At 47.8% G+C, this 20204-nt stretch carries 18 protein-coding genes; all 18 read left to right on the top strand.

Annotated features, from left to right (window positions below; translation table 11 throughout):
• Positions 1–140: 140 nt before the first annotated feature.
• On the top strand, positions 141–4985 hold the full coding sequence (locus RH46_RS12125; protein ID WP_006879753.1) for an Lcl C-terminal domain-containing protein: 4845 nt from the start codon (positions 141–143) through the stop codon (positions 4983–4985).
• Between the two features lie 72 nt (positions 4986–5057).
• Complete coding sequence (locus RH46_RS12120) at positions 5058–5240, top strand: Flp family type IVb pilin (RefSeq protein ID WP_006879752.1); 183 nt, start codon at positions 5058–5060, stop codon at positions 5238–5240.
• A gap of 23 nt (positions 5241–5263) precedes the next feature.
• Positions 5264–6106, top strand: coding sequence for a Flp pilus assembly protein CpaB (gene cpaB / locus RH46_RS12115; RefSeq protein WP_006879751.1), 843 nt, complete (start codon positions 5264–5266; stop codon positions 6104–6106).
• 20 nt (positions 6107–6126) lie between these two features.
• Positions 6127–7503 (top strand): type II and III secretion system protein family protein, encoded by a 1377-nt coding sequence (locus tag RH46_RS12110; RefSeq protein WP_006879750.1) that lies wholly within the window; start codon positions 6127–6129, stop codon positions 7501–7503.
• Between the two features lie 13 nt (positions 7504–7516).
• Entirely contained in the window at positions 7517–8137 is a 621-nt protein-coding gene (locus RH46_RS12105) for a CpaD family pilus assembly lipoprotein (protein ID WP_006879749.1), read from the top strand.
• A 1-nt stretch (position 8138) separates the two neighbouring features.
• Positions 8139–9299 (top strand): CpaE/TadZ family protein, encoded by a 1161-nt coding sequence (locus RH46_RS12100; protein ID WP_006879748.1) that lies wholly within the window; start codon positions 8139–8141, stop codon positions 9297–9299.
• The gene (locus RH46_RS12095; protein ID WP_006879747.1) at positions 9299–10636 is read left to right on the top strand and encodes a TadA family conjugal transfer-associated ATPase; all 1338 of its coding nucleotides are present in this window, start codon (positions 9299–9301) and stop codon (positions 10634–10636) included. Before RH46_RS12100 ends, RH46_RS12095 begins: the two co-directional genes overlap by 1 nt.
• Positions 10633–11541, top strand: a complete 909-nt coding sequence (locus RH46_RS12090; protein ID WP_006879746.1) for a type II secretion system F family protein — start codon at positions 10633–10635, stop codon at positions 11539–11541. The genes RH46_RS12095 and RH46_RS12090 overlap by 4 nt, the downstream gene beginning before the upstream one ends.
• Positions 11538–12392 carry a type II secretion system F family protein gene (locus RH46_RS12085; protein ID WP_006879745.1) on the top strand — a complete coding sequence of 285 codons (855 nt, stop codon included), beginning with the start codon at positions 11538–11540 and terminating at the stop codon, positions 12390–12392. Before RH46_RS12090 ends, RH46_RS12085 begins: the two co-directional genes overlap by 4 nt.
• Positions 12389–13126: a tetratricopeptide repeat protein gene (locus tag RH46_RS12080; RefSeq protein WP_006879744.1), complete on the top strand. Its 738-nt coding sequence runs from the start codon at positions 12389–12391 to the stop codon at positions 13124–13126. Before RH46_RS12085 ends, RH46_RS12080 begins: the two co-directional genes overlap by 4 nt.
• Positions 13123–13551: a TadE family protein gene (locus RH46_RS12075; RefSeq protein WP_006879743.1), complete on the top strand. Its 429-nt coding sequence runs from the start codon at positions 13123–13125 to the stop codon at positions 13549–13551. Before RH46_RS12080 ends, RH46_RS12075 begins: the two co-directional genes overlap by 4 nt.
• Entirely contained in the window at positions 13541–14149 is a 609-nt protein-coding gene (gene tadF / locus RH46_RS12070; RefSeq protein WP_006879742.1) for a tight adherence pilus pseudopilin TadF, read from the top strand. The genes RH46_RS12075 and tadF overlap by 11 nt, the downstream gene beginning before the upstream one ends.
• A complete protein-coding gene (locus RH46_RS12065; protein ID WP_006879741.1) occupies positions 14139–15320 on the top strand; it encodes a vWA domain-containing protein in 1182 nt (393 codons plus the stop codon). Before tadF ends, RH46_RS12065 begins: the two co-directional genes overlap by 11 nt.
• Positions 15321–15364: 44 nt before the next feature.
• Complete coding sequence (locus tag RH46_RS12060; RefSeq protein WP_006879740.1) at positions 15365–15829, top strand: TlpA family protein disulfide reductase; 465 nt, start codon at positions 15365–15367, stop codon at positions 15827–15829.
• Positions 15826–16296 (top strand): DUF4266 domain-containing protein, encoded by a 471-nt coding sequence (locus RH46_RS12055; protein ID WP_006879739.1) that lies wholly within the window; start codon positions 15826–15828, stop codon positions 16294–16296. Before RH46_RS12060 ends, RH46_RS12055 begins: the two co-directional genes overlap by 4 nt.
• 21 nt (positions 16297–16317) lie before the next feature.
• Positions 16318–17541 carry a DUF3570 domain-containing protein gene (locus tag RH46_RS12050; protein WP_006879738.1) on the top strand — a complete coding sequence of 408 codons (1224 nt, stop codon included), beginning with the start codon at positions 16318–16320 and terminating at the stop codon, positions 17539–17541.
• A complete protein-coding gene (locus tag RH46_RS12045) occupies positions 17531–18415 on the top strand; it encodes an FAD:protein FMN transferase (protein WP_006879737.1) in 885 nt (294 codons plus the stop codon). The genes RH46_RS12050 and RH46_RS12045 overlap by 11 nt, the downstream gene beginning before the upstream one ends.
• Positions 18412–20151 (top strand): protein-disulfide reductase DsbD, encoded by a 1740-nt coding sequence (gene dsbD, locus RH46_RS12040; protein WP_006879736.1) that lies wholly within the window; start codon positions 18412–18414, stop codon positions 20149–20151. The genes RH46_RS12045 and dsbD overlap by 4 nt, the downstream gene beginning before the upstream one ends.
• Positions 20152–20204 lie beyond the last annotated feature (53 nt).

The following is a 20204-nucleotide window of genomic DNA, read 5'->3' as shown; positions in this document are numbered from 1 at the left end:
GTACGTAATTAAGTTAGTATTTATCTCTACTATTTAATCATTATGCAAAATAAAAGATCAAATGATATTGATAATAAATATCATTTAAATTAGTATCTCGGCTCGATTTTGTGATTGATTGGTAAATTTGGAGTTGAACGGTGGGATCTCTGGTCAAAAAGTTTGGGGCAGGAGCAATATCTGTCGCGCTTGTCGGTTGTGGTGGGGGCAGTGAGTCAGACAGTAAGCTACCATCTGCAGTTGAACCTACGGCTAGCCGGACTCTTTCCGGTGTGGTAATGGATGGTTATCTGGTTAATGCCAACGTATGTCTTGATAAAAACCAGAACTCTATCTGTGATAGTGGCGACGGTGCGGTTGTTCAGACTAATTCGCAGGGCAGATATCAACTACCGATTGATGGTGACACTTCAGGGATTCGTCTTCTCGTCGAAGCAATAGAGTATCAAACCATAGATTTGGATAATCCGAATCAACCCATAGAGTCAGGCTATACACTCGAGCAACCAGCAGCACAGTCAGCGATTATCAGCCCAATGACATCAATAATTGCAAGTCTGGCTGAAGTGTCCGGTGAGAGTTTTGAGCAGGCTGCGCAAACTCTTGCCAGTGATCTGAATGTTTCCGTAAATGTCCTTAAGTCAGATTATGTTGCTGGCTCTAGTGTAGAGAGCCGTAACGTTCATATGCTCGCTCGCGCTGTCACTCGTGTCATTCAATCAGGCCAGAAAGAATCACAAGTAACACTTAGTCTTACGCGTAAAGGCTCCTTTAGTCGCCTGGCAAGTCTGGATGTTGCCGCAATTAAAGCAACTACAGATAAAGTCTCTCAAGGTACGCAAAGTGCAGAGGATACTCTGAATCAAATCGCGATTGATTACCGCGATGAGCTTAAGATAAGCCAACAAGATGTCAAAAATGATGCGGTCATTACTGTCCCTCGAGCACCAAAGCATGGCCTTGTTAATGATGCTGCCGATTCGTTTGACTGGAAGCCGGTAAAACCATTTATGGCTCTGTCAGATTACGAATACTCACTAGATTCTGGTGCCACGTGGCAGGCGGTAACGCAAAAACCTATCTTGGTGGGAGCCGTTGCCAAAGCCGAGGGAGCGGTGCAGATTCGTGTTTCAGCAAAACCAGAGAAGTCTATTGCTGCGGGCAAGCCTTTAAAGTCGTCAAAACCATTTACTGAAACTCAGGTCCCGGCTGCGCCAACCAATCTGGTTCTCGATGATGCGAGAAATAGGTTTGACTGGATACATTCGGCAGGTTTTAGTCGGCTGACAGACTATGAATATACTGTGAATGGTGGGACAACATGGCAAGTCGTTAATTCAAAACCACAAGTTTTAGCTGATATGGCTATCCCGGCAGGCGCGCTTCAGTTACGCGTGCGTGAAGATATGAATTCAGCGCGTCCAGCTGGGCATAGGGTCAATTCAAGCGTACCAATGACTCTCACCCCAGCAGCGCCAATCGCGCCTAACCTTGTTCGTGTCGATGATGATGCTGACCTGTTTGAGATCCAGCTTGTAGATGGGTTCAGTAACTTAGCCGACTACGAGGTCAGCCTGGGGGCAGGTTGGCAGCCATTGACCTCTAACCCCTATAGCGTCGGTAACATCGACATTGCAGCGGACACTATTCGAGTCCGCGTTAAAGCAAATTCCGCTGACGCCAGACCATTTGGTTCGCAACTGATTGTCAACCAAGTGTTTACTAAAGTTCTGAATAAGCCTGTCCAACCTACACTTCCTCAGGTCGACGATGCCAATAACAAGTTTGGCTGGACGGCCGTAGATGGTTATCCGCAAGCGAGTTTATATGAGCTATCGATAGATGGTGGTCAAAGCTTTCAGGCTGTGACAGAAAACCCTCAAACGATACCCGATCAAATCTACGGCATTAGTCAGGTCTGTGTGCGTGTGACGGCTAGTTCAAGTAACGCTGCCGGTAGTCTGTTGTGTAACGATAAGCGATACACAGTGACACCGGATGCACCTGCTGCGCCTACCAATGGTATTACAGACGATGCTATTGATACGTTTGACTGGACTTGGGTGCCGGGCTTCGAAAACACCACAGATTATGAAGTGAATATTGAGTCTGGAGGTTGGGACCCGGTAGCTACGAAACCTGTTGCTCTTGAAGATCGGGCCTATGCGCAGCGCAGCATTCAGGTTCGCGTCAAAGCTAACCCTGTCGATGGTCGACCGGAGGGGGGGATAGTTTCTAATGACCTCGCTCTTACTAAACGACCAGACGCGCCAGCGGCACCGACAGGCTTAGTGGTTGATGATGCCGCTAACACACTAGACTGGACTAAGGTGACTGGTTTTGACTCTGAGGCAATGTACGAATGGTCTGCCAATAACGGTTCAAGCTGGAGTCAGGTAAAAACCAAGCCGATTGTTGTTGGTGACATCGATAAAGCGGCAGGAAGTGTTCATATCCGAGTACGCGCTAATGCGTCGAATGGTATGCCTGCGGGTGCATCAGCGTCAAACCGACAGCCATTTACTCAAGCGCCTAAAATTCATCCGCCAGCGTCAGCCTTGGTCAGAGTCGAAGATCGAGTGACGACCAATATGGTTGACTGGGAATACGTTGAATTTAATGGTGTGTCCTACGATCAACCACACCATTATGAGTTCACTAATGATCAGGGAGCGACTTGGCAAACCGCATCAGCTAAGCCGCAGTTTATTGGTCCACAAGCGTATGCCAATAGTGACGTCGCTATCAGGGTGAGAAAAAATGCCATTTTAGGTCGCTCAAACGATGTAGGGGAACCACTTTGGTTTGATGCGGATAACGCGACTGGCCAGTTTGCCGTTGTGCAATATGTGCCGATGCTGACTAGCGGTGAAGTCGCTGACGTAAAAGCATTTAACCGTTGGATTTCTTCTAATTTTGAATGTATCGCAGAGTACGATACTCAGGGCAAAGGTGAGCCTGTATTCTGGACAAGGGGACATAATACTAGTTCAGCAGACTCAGTAGATGTAAGCACAATCGATGACTGCGGTATTTCTGAATGGACGTTGCTCAGTGTTGACGAGGCTGTACAGTTAACTCAGCGCTTGAGCTCATCGATCCCTCTATTTGCGCAAGAAATGATGGTCAGCACAGGAGATTCAGTGTGGGCTGAAGATTCATCAGGACTGATTGTTTCAGTAAAAGATGGGCTAACACCTTCGAATCGCTGGTCGAGCTATCCGCATGTTAAATGGCAGCTGCCAGGCAGTGATAAGTTACTTGCCAATGCCAGCAAACAAGTGAGTGCGTTAAGTGCCACGCTTACGGCTCAAAACAATCAACTGGTTCAAGCGCAACAGGCGCTAACTGACTGGGTTCGTGACAACCAGAATGGCTCAAAAAGTTATCCTACTCTGGCGAGCGAAGCACGCTCACAGCAAGCGTCATTAGATTCGATCATCAAACAGTGGGATGTGACCCGAGAATCGACCATTACGACCCTGGCGAAACTGCGCTTTGAAGCGAGTGCGATACAAAGTCGTGCCGATGCTGATAGTGTGAGTTTGATGAGTAAGGTGTCTGAATATCAACGTCAGTATGTTCAGCTTGAGAGCAACTATATGGCGATGAACAGTCTGGTTGAGTCGAATACATTTGCGGCAAAACTCGCAGACTTCCAACAGCACTCGGTTCAAATGGCAAATGCTGATGCAACCTTAGCAAATGGTTCCGCCGGCCTTGAGATACACCAAGCTACGTTGGCATTTTTCGAAACAATGTCGATGATTGAGTCTGACTACAAAGGAATAAAAGCATTAAAACAAGCTTTGTCGAATTCACTGCTTGGGCTTGATCCCCATTTTGCTGATCTGATTACCTCGATCAATGAGCTGCTAGACGAGCTTCATACCGTTTCAGAGCAAAATGATCTGGATTCGCTTGCTGCTACAGCGCTTGAAGGCTTAAGGCGCGCTCATCAAGCAGGATATCAAGTCAGCGAGAGTGCTGCTCTGATTGACGGACGTTTTGCCAAAATAGATATGCTTGGTCGATTCCTACCTAAATCAGCGACTTATGCTCAAGGCTGGCGATGTGTTAAAGATACCAGCGCGATTGGCAATCAGAGACTTTGGACGCTTTTACAGGATGGTCACCCAAATGGCGTTGACAACGTAGCCTATCAGAATGAAGACGCTGAGAAACCTTCGTTGTTAGGCGCAAATGGTTATCTTGAACAGGCCAATACAGCAGTACTTTGTGGCGTTCCTGACTGGGAAATTCCGACTGTCGGTGAGCTCAAAGCACTGGTGAGTGTCAATATTGCGGGCGTCAAAAATGGTGGTGATACTCTTGATGTTAGTGTTTTCCCCCATCATCGTGCACTGCTGCCTGAGTATGACAAGTCGTCGTCTAAGGGGGGGAAAGAGTTTTCCTACTGGTCATCAAATTCATACGATGACAATGACCAGTATGCATACCAGTTTGGTTCAAAGTACAGCTACGCAGATCGTAGCGGCTATAACCGTTCTGAATCTCAGTTAAATGAAAATTACATGCTTGCGAGGTTGGTAAAGCGTGTCCCGGTCGAGTGGGAGTTCCTGTCAGATTCTGGTGCGACCGTGGCAGACCGTGCTAGTGCACAATGCGTGAAAAATGTTGCCACCGGAGAAACCTGGCAGTTATTCCAGCCTGATGCGAGTTCTCGATTCTTAAGTTATCAAGACATAAAGGCTGAACTGCAGAACTTTGTGGATTCAACAGTCTGTGGCAAATCAAACTGGACGCTAACATCGGCGAACGAACTGGTGAACCTAGCCGTCTATCGCGACTCAATCTTTACCGACATTGAGGTAGCGTACAGCGGTTACCCAGCGCAATTAAAGTACGTCACTGCCGCTTCCGACAATAGCCTATTAGAGCTGGTGGATGCATCCGATAGTGAGGTTAGTACCGCCTATCATTATTCACATTACAGTTACCTATACCGCTTTACCGCTAAATAAATACAAATTCTAAAACAATAACCAATCCAGCCTCTTGAGGGAGGCTGACTGTCTCACATTAGGAGTCTATTCATGCTGAATAAGAGAAAACAACGCGGTGCTGCCGCTATTGAATACGCCATCTTAGCTGCTGCAATGTCAGTGGTATTACTAGGACTGGTCGGTGGAAGCGATGGGCGATTAACCAGTGCAATCACAGGTGCGTATGAAACGATCATCTCGTCGCTAGAACAGACCAAAGATTCAGGCCAATAGTTTCGTTGAGTTAAGGAAAAATCATGACAGCGAAACGACTTATGTTGCTTTCTCTTGTCCTTTCAGCAGTGGGGATTTCCATTCTGTTGTTAAGTCAGAGTGAGCAGAAAAACGATCAACAGCAAGCGGCAGCAGAAACGTTCAAACGGGTTCTTGTGGCAAAGCAGAAAGTGGATATCGGCCAGCCTTATACGCTCAATATGTTTGAGTGGAAACAAGTATCGCAGCAAGAGCTTGATAACTATCTGGACTATATCTCCAGGGAAGCTTTTTCTGTCCAGCAGTTTACACCGGGTATTGCCCATAGCGAAATTCTGGCCGGACAGGTGATGTCAGCAGGCGATTTCTCCACACCAAAGGGCGGGGTATCGCTGGCATTCAAAGTACGTAATGGCTATCGCGCCATTTCCGTCCCGGTGGATTCAGTGACCGCCAACTCTGGCTTTGTTCAGCCTGGCGATAAAGTCGATATCTTGTTGTTGGGCTCAGAGGTTGAAGAGCTTAAAAAATACGACAATAAGGTGTCTGGTCTGTATGTCACTACCATTGCTAAGGATGTAAGAGTTTTGGCATTTAACCAGTACTCTGACGCAGATAACTTCCAGAAAAAACGGAGCGCTTATGGTGCCGATCTTCCTGACAATAGTTCGGTGTCACTTGAGGTGAATCCTGAGCAAGCAACGCAAATTGTGTTGGCTAATCAGATCGGCAAACTAACACTTTCACTACGTGGTGCGGGTGAAGATGACTCTGATGACCAAAGCATCTACACCGTCAAGTCGACTCAAATTAATCCGGAGAGCAAGCAAGTCGCGCCAGATCTAGGTTTGATTCAATTGAGACCGACAAAAGATAAGGCTAACTAGCAGTGATAGGAAAGGACACGATGAAAACAACATTCCGCTGGTGGAGCTTGTTACTGCTTCCTGGTCTGTTTCTTTCGTTTGCTTCATTGGCTGCGCCTCTGGAAGTAACGATTAACCAAGCAAAGATGATCAATTTGCCTCAGGATGCAAAATCGATCTTCATTTCTAATACTCATGTTGCCGACTACCAACCGATGACCAACACAAAGATTATGGTGTTCGGGCTTCAGGCTGGCTCAGCGACCATTACGATCTTGAATGCTCAGGAACGAGTTATTTATAACAATAAGATCCGGGTGACTCATGACACGTTCGAACTGAACTCGTTGATTTCAAGCCAGTTCCCGGAAGCTTCCGTTAAGTCTGAGTCGTTAGGTGGTAAGTTGTGGCTCAAAGGCAGTGTGCCGACTCCGGTCATGGCTCACAGTATTGTAAATATCGCTAAGGGTTACCTGTCACCGCCAACTGCGGGACAAAGCTCGGACAGCAGCTCGGATTCTGAATCATCAAACAACACGAGCGAACAACAGGGCGATTCTGGCAATGAGCTTGTGAACCAACTGGTCGTAACGATGCCAACTCAGGTCAATATCCGAGTGCGTATCGCCGAGGTATCACGCAATGTATCGAACAAGCTGGGCATTAAGTGGGGTTCTTTAGAGTCGGGAATGGGTAGCTTCTTGTACACCAAGGCCTGGGACGTGAGCAGTTGGGGTAAGCCAACTTTAGGCGCTCTGATTGATGCTCTCGCATCAGATGGGACAATGTCTATCCTCGCTGAGCCAAATCTGACCGCGATGTCTGGAGAAGAGGCAAACTTCTTAGTGGGTGGCGAGATCCCACTGCCTCTTATTATTGGCGACACAGCGACGGTTGAGTACAAACCGTTTGGTGTAAACCTCAACTTTACTCCTGTTGTGCTGGGACCCGATCGAATCAGCCTGCGTGTTTCTCCAGAAGTGAGCAGCATTTCAGTGGATAACCAAACCACATTGAATGGTAATACTTATCCGTCATTCACTTCTCGCCGAGCAACCACCACCATTGAGTTGGCAAGCGGTCAGAGCTTTGCCTTGGGTGGCTTATTGCAGAGCAGTGAAATTGACCAACTGCAAAAGTTACCTGGTATTGGAGATATGCCAGTGTTGGGCGGTCTGTTTCGTTCCAGCGATTATCAACGCCGCGAAACAGAGCTGATCATTATTGCCACGGCTTATCTTGTCGAGCCTGTGCGTAATGACGCGATTCCATTACCTACGGATAGCTTACTGCCGTTAAGTGATCTCGAACGCTTACTGGCAATACCTCGTAAACGCGATAAGCAGGTTAAAGGTAAAGCGACCTATACAGACAACCGCGCACCTCGCTTACTCGGTGACAACGGATTCTACTACTAAGGTAATTAAACATATGATCAAATACATTTTACCTGCCTTGGTATTGCTTGGTGGGTGTACCTCAACACCAATTGAGAAAGCGCCCGCTCTGGATGTGGTGTCAGTGACTAACAAGCTAACGCTCAAACTCAACGGCGCAACGCTGAGTTCGAAACAGAGTGAAGGGATTCAGCAATTCTTCGAACGTAAGGGTTTGGCGTATGGCGTGAAAGTGAAGCTGGTTAGCTACAGTGCAATAGGCAAGAGCAGCCTCGAGCAGATCGAACAGTTGCTGATCGCCCAAGGTATCGCAGCAAACAATATTCAGCGTGTCGATAGCAAAGAACAGTCACAGGGTGACGTTCAGATATTGGCGGAATCTTTCAAGGTTAAACAACCAAAATGCCATGTGCAGAAGTACTCCAATAACTTCCTTAACCGTTACAAACAGCACCCTTCTTTCGGTTGTGCTAACTCGGTCGCTTTAGCGCAAATGGTCGCCAACCCGAAAGACTTGGTTGTTGGTGAGAAGTTAGGCCCAACCAATGGCGCGAAAGCCGTTTCGTCGATTGAGGGTTATATTTCGCCTGTTGATACCTCAACAAGTGAGACGGACAGCCAGGGCGCAATTACTACCGGGTTTGGAGCTAACTGATATGAATAAACACTCTATGTCTGTATTAGTTGCGGCGACGAATGAGCTCGATATGTATTCTCTGTCGGTCGCCTTTGCCGAAAAGGGTATCAGCAATATCGATCAGGTCGAGGTTGATGATCAACAGATTGTAAAAAGCGTTGTTAAGCACGGCTATGACATCGTGGTACTGGATGTTTCTCGACTCTCCCTAGCACAAGCCGAGAGCTTATTGCATACCGTAGCGGTTAAAACGGGGGCTCAAATTGTCGCGATTGGTGACAACCCTGAGATCGCTTTCTATCGATCTATGGTCGCGGCGGGGGCGTGCGAATACGTACTAAACCCGATCGATTCAAATGCGTTTGCCACGACTGAGTTCGCCGTAAGCAAAGCGGATGCTTCGCAGGGTAAAGTGATCTCTGTGGTAGGTGCAAAAGGTGGTGCTGGCGCGTCAACAATCGCTGCAAACCTGGCCAGAGAACTGGTGACAAGGGGGGAAAGCGTGACGGTTACTGATATGGATTTCGCCACCGGTGACCTCGACCTTCAGTTTGATGTTCAGGGCAATACCGCCCTGGTGGAGATGCTTCAGTACCCAGAACGATTAGAGCCGGTAGTGTACGAACGCAGCGGTATAAAAGTTGCCGATAACCTGATGTTGTTTACAGGCTATTTGCCGCTCGATTCAGCGCCGTTCTGGCCAGAAAAGAGCGCTCTGGACCATTTCAGAAGATTCACACTAAAACATTCAGATACCTTAGTTCTGGATCTACCGTCATTCTCTATGCGTGACCAGATTGGATTTAGCTCATTGGCACAAGCGGACGTACGCATTCTGGTCGTTGAGCCGACACTGGCATCGATTCGCAACACAGGTCAAATCCTTGCTGCATTGGAATCAACAGCCACGGTGCGTGACGGCAAACTAAACCTGATTGTTGTCAATCATACTAAATCTGATAAAGCCTCACTGATTAACTGTAACGACGTACAACGCGCCTTGGGTGTCACTGTTGATGTGGCAATCCCATATGCTCCTAACCACTTCCTGGTTAAAGAGTCTCTCGGGCGTTCAATGTTGAATGGTAACCGCAAAGTATCCCGTGCGTTCGAGCAGCTCGCCAGCAAGGTGAATGGCGATGTGGCTATCAAGCGCAAACGTTGGTTACGAGGTGCTTAATGTTTACCACTTCTAGAAGAAAAGTAGATTCCAGCGCAGCGAGCACGACAAAGCGAGCGATGTCCCCGGTCGATCCGGCAAGAGAACACTACCAGTATATTCATGGCAAAGTGGTTGAAGCTATTGAGCCGAGTGTGGTCGTGAAACTTAGCCCTGTCGAGCTGGAGGGGCGTATTCATCATCTGGTGACGGATATCGTTTCGGCGGGTCAGTTGCCTCTTGGTCATCGCGAAGTCTCGAGTGTCGTCAAACAACTGGTGGATGAGATGTGCGGTCTCGGTCCTTTACAGCCTTTGATTAATGACCCTGCTGTGTCCGATATCATGGTTAATGGCTATAAAGAGGTTTATGTCGAAAAGCTAGGTAAGCTGCATAAAACCGACGTTGTTTTTCGCAGTGAAGAGCAGTTAATCAACCTGGCAAGACGTATCGTGAGCAAGATTGGTCGACGAATCGACGAAACCTCGCCGCTGGTCGACGCGCGTTTGGAGGACGGCAGTCGTGTCAATGTGATGATTCCACCATTGGCGCTAGACGGAACCTACATCTCTATTCGTAAGTTCACACAGGACAAGTTGTCGTTAAATCAACTGGCTGCCAACGGTGCAATGTCTGACAACATGGTTCAGCTGCTTGATGTCATCATTCGTTCAAGACTTAACGTGTTGGTTGCAGGGGGAACGGGCGCAGGTAAAACCACCTTGCTCAATGCGATGTCCTTCAGCATCTCTCCAACAGAGCGGATCGTGACCATTGAAGATGCGGCTGAACTTAAGCTCCAACAACCCCACGTCGTCAGAGCCGAGACTCGACCAGCGAACGCAGAGGGACTGCCGGCTATTGGCCAACGTGAACTGGTTAAGAACTCACTGCGAATGCGCCCGGATCGAATCATCCTTGGTGAGGTTCGTGGTGAAGAAGCCTTTGAGATGATGCAGGCGATGAATACCGGTCACGATGGCTCGCTCTCTACACTGCACGCCAACTCTCCAACTGATGCATTGGTACGTTTGGAGAACATGCTGATGATGGCGCAATCCAATCTGCCGTTGTTCGCCTTAAGACGTCAGGTAGCGGATACGATTGATGTTGTTGTTCAGGTGGAACGAATGCGTGACGGCAAGCGACGTGTTGTCGCAATCACCGAGATTTTGGGTCTGGAAGGGGACCAGTACGTTTCTCAGGATCTCTACCGCTACATTTCCAGTGGTGAAGATGTTCAAGGTAATTTGATCGGTACATTCAAATCGAGCCGAACTTTGCCTCAGTTTGCGGCCAAAGCTGCGCACTACCAGTTAGAGCCGCAATTACGTCGAGCGATGGAGCTAGAGCTATGATCTACCTCCTCGTCTCATTCGTTGTTGTGTGTGGCGCTGTTTGGGCTATTCGTCGTCGTGTGCTCAAAGTCAGGCTCGCTGTTCGACTTGATGGGTTAAATCTGCAAGGGCGAGAAGAGGCTGCGCCATCAATATTGAGAAAAGCGGCCCCTGCAACAGTGAGCTCGCGCTTTCTAGTGCGTTTAGATGCGCTGTTTAGTGCAAAGGACAGAGCGTTGCTGTTGTGTTGCTGCGCTGGTCTTCCTGTTGGCGGTTACTTGTTTTTGACCATGTTGGATATTCAATGGCGACTAGCGGCAGGACTACTTGCTGCCCTTGTTATTGGCCTGGTTTTGTTCGTCGTTCGTAAGCGACAGCAGGTAGAAGAGTTTGAGCAGAGTATTGTTCAGGTTCTCGGTTTAATCAGTCGAGCAGTATCGGCTGGTTTATCGGTACCTCAAGCCATTTCTCAGGTCGCAGAAGCACAAGATGGTCTGCTTGGTCGTGAATTTTCACGTATAGAAGACCAGCTTGCTTTGGGGCACGGGATGAAACACACGCTGAATGAAGCGTGTGTTCGCTTGCCCTATAAAGCGTTTCGTTACTTCACCATTGCCTTGGTGCTTAACCAGAATAGCGGTGGTCAACTGCGCGATATTTTGCATAGCCTGAGTCGTACCCTGCATGACAATCGTACTATGCAGAAGAAAGTGAAAAGTCTGACCGCAGAACCTCGTATGGCTGCACGTTTTCTCTCCCTTCTGCCACTTGGTCTTCTGGCAGTGGTTGCCTGGGTGAATCCTTCTTTGTTCGGTGTATTGATTGAAACCGAATCCGGTCAGTCTGTCTTAGTCTACTGCGCTGTGAGCATTGTAATTGGTGCCTTAAGCCTGCAGTTAATGACCAGAAACAGGAGGTTCACATGATCCTGTCAATCGGAATCATTTGTCTGCTGTTGGGTATATTAGGCTCCATCACCGGGTATCTTCATGCAACGCAATATGACAGCGTCAGGAAACGTCTTGATAGTGTTGCTCGTTTTGGTGCGGTACAAGCGTCACGAGGTGGGATTTTACGTTGGCCGAGCAACCCTCAACGGGCAAGAAAGTTAACCATGCTTGGTTACCACTCTCCTCAGGCAGAGTCGATTTTTATGACCCTTCGTTTGGTTTCGATGGTGTGTGGCGGCGTTGCATGGTTCTTCTACCAGCAGCTGTCATTGGACGCCACTGGGATTGCCGAGATCATCGCTGTTGCTGTCATAACAGGTATTGCCATCGACAGAGCTGTTGACTGGCGAGTGAAGGCTGTAATTCACGACATCGCGAAAAACATTCCCGATGCACTCGATCTCATGGTGGTGTGTGTCTCTTCAGGTCAAAGTCTCGAAACGACATTCAACACTGTGGGTGAAGAGATGAAAACCATTTCTCAATCCCTGTCTCGGGAGTGGTTGCAGACGGCGAATGAAATCGCGGTTTTGGATTCCCCGCAAAAAGCACTGTTTAATCTCGATGAAAGACTCAAGCTACCTGAAGTGAACAACATGATTGTCACTATGGCTCAGGCATTAAAGTTCGGTACGCCAATGGCGGAAGCACTGAAGTTAATTGCTTCAGATAATCGCCAGTATCAAATGTTAGAGCTGGAAGAGTGGGTGGGAAAGATTCCAGCCAAAATGTCTTTTCCTCTAGTGGTTTTCATCATGATGCCTGTTGTCGTCATCATTGTAGCACCAATGGTGCTGAGCCTTTTCCAAACCATAGGTCAATTATGAAAAAGTCGATTATTGCCCTTGTTCTTGGGGCTGCATTACTCGGTTGTCAAACTACCCCACAGCAAGTGGAAAGTGATGAACTCAAGCTGGCAAATACCGCATTGATCAATGGGCATTCAGATAATGCCTTACTGATTTACAAACAAAGACTGGAGTCAAACCCAGAGGATATTGAGTTGCTGTTTCTTGCTGGCACAGCCTGCAATCAGTCAGGTCGGTATGACGAGGCACTGCATTATCTCAATAAGGGACAGGCGCTCTCGCCATCCCCTCAGTTTGAGCGTGAAATTGGTCGCGCGCAGCTTGCGTTGGGTAACCTGAATGAAGCGCAACAGGCGTTAACTAACGCGAGTGATGCCAATAAAACCGATGATGTAGCGTTGAACAGTCTTGGTGTGACGCGCTCTCTGCTGCAAGACTTCCAGGCAGCCAGAGAGTCATTCAACCAAGCATTGGCGATTAAGCCTGATAGTGTTGAGTACCGAAACAATCTTGCTTTGGCATGGATGCTTGATGGTAAGCCAGGCCAGAGTATTCGAATTCTCTACCCAATTTATCAGCGTGGTGAAGCAAGCAGTAAAATGCGGCTTAATCTAGCGTTATCTTATGCGATGAACGGTGATGTCGCGGCAGCTAAGCAGGTGGCAGCACAAGATCTATCGCAGGCGGAACTTGAGCGTAATGAGCAGTTTTACTCGAATCTGGCAAGTCAGGTTGAGGAAGCGGTTCAATGAAGCGTCAACAAGGCAGTCAGACGGTAGAGTTCACCCTGATCGCTTTTCCATTTGTTCTATTGTTGCTGGCCGTTTTTGAGCTGACTCGATTTTTATGGCTCAACATGGTGTTTGATTCTGCAGTCAATCATGCAATGCGCCTTGCCCGCTCAACGAAGCCTTCATATAGCGCAGACCAGAGTGTCGAAGCCAAACTGGCCTCTTTCCCGCTGATTGATATCGAAAACCTGACTCTATCCAGTCCACGTTACGCAAAGACAATTAGCGATTTGGCTAACTACCGCAGCTCTTCAGCTTCTGAGGCTAAGTTAGCGCAGTACATCGTGACCTACGATTTTTCGTTCTTATTGATTCCCAAGCTCAGCGCGATGTGGAAGGAGTCGATGACACTGCAACGTGTAATGGTGGTGGCATATGACAACTAAGTTATTACGTCAGCAGCGAGGGGTTGCTTCGATAGAGTTTCCGTTTGTTGTTGTCGGCATTATGGTCATCGCCTTTGGCCTGATCTCTATCTATCGTTTGATCTATACGCAAGCACGGCTCGATAGCACCGCTTTTATGCTAGCAGATGTTGTCGCGCGTACGTTTGATGACAAGCTTGTTATAGCATCGCTAGCAGATGGGAAGTCGCTTAAGGAGTCGGTCAATCAGCAGCTGAGCGCCAAGGATTTACTCACCATTGCTCAGCGCATGTTGCCAAGTGGGTTTGATGACGACAATGTCTCGTTAGTGATCGACGTTCGTCGTCAGGATCCAGTTACAGGCTTGCCTGATTCTGTTTCGTTAGCTCAGGGCGCGAACTGTCCTGCAGCTTCATCTATTGATGCACTGTCAGAGTTAGCTCCTAAAAGCCAACGTGAGGAAAAGTCCCTTAAAGGCAGAACGGCAACGCTTATTCAGGCCACTCTATGTGTCGAGCAGCCTTTTAGCCGCGATTCCCAGTTTGAGTTGAGTGGTTTGGTATTACCTGCTCGTTTATCAAGCAACGCTGTAATGATTGGAGGTCGCTATGCACTCTAGTCGTTTGTTGTCGAAGCAACGGGGGTCAGTCGCAATTAGCTATCTGGCGATGTTGATTCCCATGATCATTGCTGCGGCTTCGACAATCGTAATCGGCTATCAGGTACTGCTGTCCAACCGGGCAATGCAAGCCGTTGATACAGCGAGTCTTGCATGTGAGTTTCGTGGTGAGTATGACCGCAGCATTGCTCAGGGTTATCTGGATTACTACAAGCCGAAGATAGATAAGGTTACGGCGACTCTGGGCGCAAGCAGTGGCTGTAAAGTCGAGCTTGGCTATAGTTATTCGTCGATATTCACTTCGCTGACATTTTCCGATGCGTCTTATGTGGCAGGTGTTACAGCATCGCAGAAAGTCTATGTTACAGAAGTGACAGACAGCGACCCGATTGAACTAGTGCTAGTGCTGGACATATCAGGCTCGATGATGGGAGCTCTTGATGAACTCAAATCGATTCTAAACCGTGGTCTAACAACTCTGAGAAGCCAGCAAGCTAATGTCGCAGGGCAGGATCATATCAAGGTCTCTATTGTGCCGTTTTCCAATGGTGTCTCCGTGACGGATGCTCCCTGGTTGAAGTCGGGTGGGACACTTTGTGTTGATGCAACGGTTAATTCTGGCGGAAGTTTTTCACCAGCCAATACGGTCGCCAATCTCGACGTCACTCATGACCAAGCACCGGTCACGACGTCTTCATCAAGCTCAGACTGTAGCTTAACCTCTGTGATTTTGCCGCTTACCTCAAATCTGAATGATGTCGTTGATGCGGTAAACCGTCTGCAAACAATTGGCAGTACGGCTTCTTATCAAGGTTTGCTGTGGGGGCTTCGTCAGTTAACGCCCAATTGGCAAAGTGCATGGCGAGTTGGTCCGAACCGCAATCAAGATAACGTCCAGCGTAAGTTAGTCCTGATGACAGATGGCATGGACGACAATAGTCATTTGGATGAACTGATCAATGCCGGCCTGTGCACGCGCGCCAAGGATTTAGGCATTGAACTTAACTTTATCGGCTTTGGTGTTCAAAGCTGGCGATTGGAACAGTTCACGCGATGTGCCGGTAGCGCAGGGGCTGTGTTCTCGGCAAACAACACCCAAGACCTTGACGATTATTTCTCTCAATTGCTGAGCATTGAGTACGACACAAAATTCAACTTTGGCAACAACTAGGTCTATTCAGATCAAAAAATAAAACAATAACTTAAGGAGAAAACATGTTTAGAAAATGGCTTATCACGCTTGCTCTGGTGATGTCCTCGCCGTTATGGGCTTTTCAAGAAGGTGAGATGTTAACTGATACGGCTAAGTCGCGGCTGTCACTTGACTCAAACAAATTAACCATTGTCGATTTCTTCGCTGAGTGGTGTGTTTCTTGTCGCCATGAGCTTCCTGAAGTCAACGATCTATACCAGTCTCTTGAAGGGACAGGCGTTACTGTTCTGGGGGTCGATGTGGATGAAGAAGTCGAGGTCGGCCTGGCATTTCAAAAACAGCTTGGTCTGGACTTTCCAGTTGTTAATGACCCTGACCAAGAGCTAGTCAATGAATTTAAACCCATTGGTATGCCAGCGCTTTATTACATCTATCAGGGGCAAGTTCTTAAAGTACGTTTTGGCGCCATCAACAATATTAGTCAAGTGATCACCGCAGATCTGGCTGAAATGGGAGTGGAGCTATGACGACTCTGTCTCGCTTAGTTTTTATGACTCTGGCGCTATTGCTTTCGTCTACTGCTTCCAGCGCGCCAAAAATAGACCTCAGTGGTCTTGGCAAAGTACAGCCCAAGCAAACACAGATCGCTAATGACTCAGGATTGATTGAGGAAGAGGTTGTTTCAAACACAGTTTATAGCAGTGATGGCTCGGCATCGGCTGCAAGACGCAAAGTTGAGATGGTCAAACCAAATACTGCGCAACTGAAACTGAACAAGCCGAAAAAAGTGAATAAGTCTTCCTTAGAGTTTGTCGATAAGGCGCTTGGCATTAAGCAAGTTAAACCGTGGGAAAAGGGCACGCTGGCGAAGAAAGAGATGAAGCCTGGTGGACCAGTGCCTGAGTTCGATCTGTTTTCTGAAAAAGTCTTTGCTTACAAGCAAGGTTCGGTCGGTGGTAGCGGCGTCGGTGGTGGCGGTTGTGGTTGTAACTAACAAATAAAAAAATACAGAAAAATGAAAAAATTACCTTTAACGCTGCTAGGTGCGGCGGCAGTGGCAAACAACGTAATGGCAGAAGACCATATTTCTATTCATTACTTAAATTACCAAGAATATGACGATAAAGTTGAAGCGAAAGACAGCGTGTTCTCGCTAGAAAAAAGCATTGGTCTGGACTGGACAATCAACGTTGAAGTTGGTTATGACTCGGTATCTGGTGCCTCTCCGGCGTGGGGAGCAACCACGCCTGTCGAAACGGTTCCCGATGCGATTAACCGTGCGCAAAAAACCGAGGCTGCTCAGGCTAAAACTGATCAGGTCATTCGTTCTGGTTACGATCCCCATGCTAGTGCTTATAAAATTCAGAAGGTGCCTTTAGAGGATAAACGTAAGTCGTTCAGTGCCAGTGCAACCTATAGAGATGAAGATCGTAACGAATGGACATTAGGTCACAACTTCTCGGTTGAAGAGGATTACCAGAGTCTGGGCTTTAACGGAAAGGGACTGATTTATGCCGACTCACAAAAAAACCGCTCATACAGTCTGGGGGTGTCTGCACTTTTCGATAGAACTCTTGCCTTCCAGAAATATGAAAATTACGCCAACAGCCAAGAGTGGGAAAACATTTTCACCGGTAGTGCTGAAGCCGGTTTATCGCAAGTCTTTTCACCAAACTTATATGCGGTGTTCACTGGTTATGCTGGCTACCGACAAGGTTACTTAAGCAATCATTACCTTACTGTACTTCGTGAAATCGATATCAATGATGATGGCAAGATCGGAGTCGATGAAGTCTTTCTGGCGCAGGACTCCAGACCTGACACTCGTTTGTCGGGTGGTGTCAATCTTCAAGCATTCTGGTCGTTAACTGACTCATTGGTTTTAAGACCGAGATACAAGTGGTTTCAGGATGACTGGGGAGTTAAGTCTCATCAGATTGGCGGTAAAGTCTCTTGGGCGGTGACAGAATGGTTCACCATAGCGCCGGGGTATTTCTGGTACACCCAGGACGCTGCAGACTTTTATCGAGATCCTTATAGCGAAGATAAAACCTTTGCTGCGACAGGGTACGCGACCTCAGACCTTAGACTAGGTAACTACACTGCTAATGCTTATGAAGTTGGCGCAAGTTTTAAGGTCTATAAAGGCGTACGGGTAAACCTGCTCGGTGCCTACTATGAACAGTCAAACGGCTTTGAGGCCAACTGGTGGGCAATTGGAGCGAGCTATGCCTTCTAGAATGCCTGTAGTGCATCGCTTTACCGCGATGACGGTACCGTGTGAAGTACAACTGTTTGGCTCGTCTAAATCGAGCCAACTAGCGCAGATGATTGAGCACAATACGCGTCGACTGGAAAAAAAATATAACTTCTATTCAGATCAATCATGGCTGACCTGCGAACTGAATCAACGCAGTGACAATCGGGTACAACTCGACGATGAATCTCTGGTGGTGTTTCAGGCGCTCAAAAACATTGTAGTAGGGACTCAAGGGGTGTTCGACCCAACCGTCGGCTCGATTAAATGGTTGCTACGCAATAATCATCAGTTGAGCCGAGCTGAGGCATATCAGCTCGCTAAACCTATGATGGGAGTATCAGCTTGGGAAATCATTGGCAGCGAGTTGCTCTTCGCACACCCACAAACCCGAATTGACTTAGGCGGGGTGATTAAAGAGTTTGCCATCGATCAGGCGATTAATATTGCGCAAAATCTTGGAGCAAAGGCGGCTTTGATTAACTTCGGGGGCGACATTCGTGCGTTTGGCATGAAACCAAACAATGAGGCGTTTAATGTCGCAGTAGTCAATCCGGCTAACCCCAGTGAGGCGTTTTTCTCTCTCCCGCTTGCTAATGCAGCGTTGACGACGTCTGCTCATTACGAGCGCCAGACTAAGTTCTCAGACGGCAAAACCTCGCACATTCTGGCAGAGCAGGGGACGCATACAAACGTTTTGTCGGTTACTGTTGTTGCGCCCACTGCTTTAGAGGCTGGCGCAATAAGTACTGCGTTAACGATCGACCCCTTACTTTCTATTCCCAGTGAAGCTGGCGTCATCTTTATCGATGATCAACTTAAAATACATCAAGATACGGAGTTTCTAACTCAATGAAACGGCTCTTTGTCACCTTAATGGTGTTTCTGTCATTCACCACTATTGCGCAGCAAGATGATTTCTTACCTGTCGAGCAGGCCTTCCCTTATCAGTGGTCAGTGAGTGACTCTGGTTTGCAAGTTCATTTTGCTGTCCACCCTGATTACTACCTATATAAGTCTCGCTTTCACTTTAAAGCCGATGACTCAGTGACATTGGGAGATGTAAGCTACTCCTGGCCAGGTAAGTCTAAAACTGACCAGTACTTCGGTGAAGTTGAGGTGTTTGATAAACCCGTTACGGTCACTTTGCCTTACAGTGGTCAGGGCAATATCAAAATCCGTTATCAGGGTTGCGCGAATAAAGGATTATGTTATTTGCCTCAGACTATCACCCTGGCTGTTCCAGAACAGGCAAATCCAGCAACGACGGATAGCAGTGTCTGGCAAGATGTTGCTGCGCTGGCTGAAGATACTGATGGATTATCTGAGTTTTTAGGCAGTGCGTCGCGCGTTCAAGCCGTATTGGTGTTCTTCCTGCTGGGGCTAGGCTTATCGCTGACCCCGTGTGTATTGCCAATGGTGCCAATATTATCCAGTATCATAGGTGGTGACTCTCAGATGACTGGCCGTAAGGGCTTTGTCTTATCAACCTCGTATGTATTGGGAATGGCAACCAGTTACGCAATAACAGGTATTCTTGTTACGACAATCGCTAAAGGGGTCAACCTACAGGCAGCGATGCAACAGCCTTGGCTGCTGACTCTTTTCGCACTGGTGTTTGTCGCTCTGGCATTAGCCATGTTTGGCTTTTATGAGCTCCAGCTGCCTTCATCGCTACAAAACAGACTCAATACCCGTTCCGATAAGTTGGGTGGTGGTCGTGTCGCAAGTGTATTTGGCATGGGGGCGGTGTCTGCTCTGGTTGTATCTCCTTGTGTCAGTGCGCCACTAGCAGGTGCTCTGTTGTACGTATCAACTACGCAGGATTGGGTATTTGGTGGCATCACACTATTCATCATGGCATTGGGCATGGGTATACCATTAATCCTGATTGGGGTTAGTGGAGGTAAATTGCTGCCGAAGAACGGAGCGTGGATGATTGCAGTTAAGCAGATGTTTGGTGTGCTGCTACTGGCCGTTGCTATCGTATTGCTGAGTCGCTTCGTACCTGAATGGTTAATCATGTTGTTATGGGCGATGTTGGCGATTGGCACAGGCGTTCATTTTGGTGCGCTGGAAGCTGCTTCCCCCGGTTGGGCCAGAATGCGAAAGCTGTCTGCCTTTATGTCACTCTTCTATGGTTTAATCCTGTTTGTAGGATTTATAACAGGCGGTTCAGATCCTCTCGATCCCCTTCATTCAAGTTCGGCAAAGTCTGCTTCCCAGCAACAAGGGCAATCATTTGTCAAAGTAGCAAATATCTCAGCCCTACAGGATGAGTTAGTAGACGCCAAGGAGTCCAAACAGCCTGTGTTGGTTGATCTCTATGCGGACTGGTGCGTGTCGTGCAAAGTGATAGAAAAAGAGATCTTTAGCGATTCCGATGTCAAAGCAAGGTTGGCAGGCTGGAAAACGGTAAAACTCGATGTTACAGACAGCACCCCAGAGCAAATGGCGTGGCTGTCTGAACGCAAGGTATTTGGTCCACCGGCGATTTTCTTCTATTCCGCTAATGGAACCGAGCTGGAGTCAAATCGTATCGCAGGGGCGGTAAGCTTAGAAAAGTTCAACGCCAGATTCCCGAACCTTTAAACAAAAAAAGAGCAATGCCAGTCATTGCTCTTTTCATTTCTAACCGTCCTATC

This window comes from Vibrio brasiliensis LMG 20546, from assembly GCF_000189255.1.
GTDB lineage: Bacteria > Pseudomonadota > Gammaproteobacteria > Enterobacterales > Vibrionaceae > Vibrio > Vibrio brasiliensis.
This window is presented reverse-complemented; position numbering and strand designations above follow the sequence as displayed.

What these genes read in the sequence shown, in the direction of transcription:
- RH46_RS12120 (WP_006879752.1), top strand. Translation starts at nt 5,058, where the DNA reads ATGCTGAATAAGAGAAAACAACGCGGTGCTGCCGCTATTGAATACGCC.
- cpaB (WP_006879751.1), top strand. Translation starts at nt 5,264, where the DNA reads ATGACAGCGAAACGACTTATGTTGCTTTCTCTTGTCCTTTCAGCAGTG.
- RH46_RS12110 (WP_006879750.1), top strand. Translation starts at nt 6,127, where the DNA reads ATGAAAACAACATTCCGCTGGTGGAGCTTGTTACTGCTTCCTGGTCTG.
- RH46_RS12105 (WP_006879749.1), top strand. Translation starts at nt 7,517, where the DNA reads ATGATCAAATACATTTTACCTGCCTTGGTATTGCTTGGTGGGTGTACC.
- RH46_RS12100 (WP_006879748.1), top strand. Translation starts at nt 8,139, where the DNA reads ATGAATAAACACTCTATGTCTGTATTAGTTGCGGCGACGAATGAGCTC.
- RH46_RS12095 (WP_006879747.1), top strand. Translation starts at nt 9,299, where the DNA reads ATGTTTACCACTTCTAGAAGAAAAGTAGATTCCAGCGCAGCGAGCACG.
- RH46_RS12090 (WP_006879746.1), top strand. Translation starts at nt 10,633, where the DNA reads ATGATCTACCTCCTCGTCTCATTCGTTGTTGTGTGTGGCGCTGTTTGG.
- RH46_RS12085 (WP_006879745.1), top strand. Translation starts at nt 11,538, where the DNA reads ATGATCCTGTCAATCGGAATCATTTGTCTGCTGTTGGGTATATTAGGC.
- RH46_RS12080 (WP_006879744.1), top strand. Translation starts at nt 12,389, where the DNA reads ATGAAAAAGTCGATTATTGCCCTTGTTCTTGGGGCTGCATTACTCGGT.
- RH46_RS12075 (WP_006879743.1), top strand. Translation starts at nt 13,123, where the DNA reads ATGAAGCGTCAACAAGGCAGTCAGACGGTAGAGTTCACCCTGATCGCT.
- tadF (WP_006879742.1), top strand. Translation starts at nt 13,541, where the DNA reads ATGACAACTAAGTTATTACGTCAGCAGCGAGGGGTTGCTTCGATAGAG.
- RH46_RS12065 (WP_006879741.1), top strand. Translation starts at nt 14,139, where the DNA reads ATGCACTCTAGTCGTTTGTTGTCGAAGCAACGGGGGTCAGTCGCAATT.
- RH46_RS12060 (WP_006879740.1), top strand. Translation starts at nt 15,365, where the DNA reads ATGTTTAGAAAATGGCTTATCACGCTTGCTCTGGTGATGTCCTCGCCG.
- RH46_RS12055 (WP_006879739.1), top strand. Translation starts at nt 15,826, where the DNA reads ATGACGACTCTGTCTCGCTTAGTTTTTATGACTCTGGCGCTATTGCTT.
- RH46_RS12050 (WP_006879738.1), top strand. Translation starts at nt 16,318, where the DNA reads ATGAAAAAATTACCTTTAACGCTGCTAGGTGCGGCGGCAGTGGCAAAC.
- RH46_RS12045 (WP_006879737.1), top strand. Translation starts at nt 17,531, where the DNA reads ATGCCTTCTAGAATGCCTGTAGTGCATCGCTTTACCGCGATGACGGTA.
- dsbD (WP_006879736.1), top strand. Translation starts at nt 18,412, where the DNA reads ATGAAACGGCTCTTTGTCACCTTAATGGTGTTTCTGTCATTCACCACT.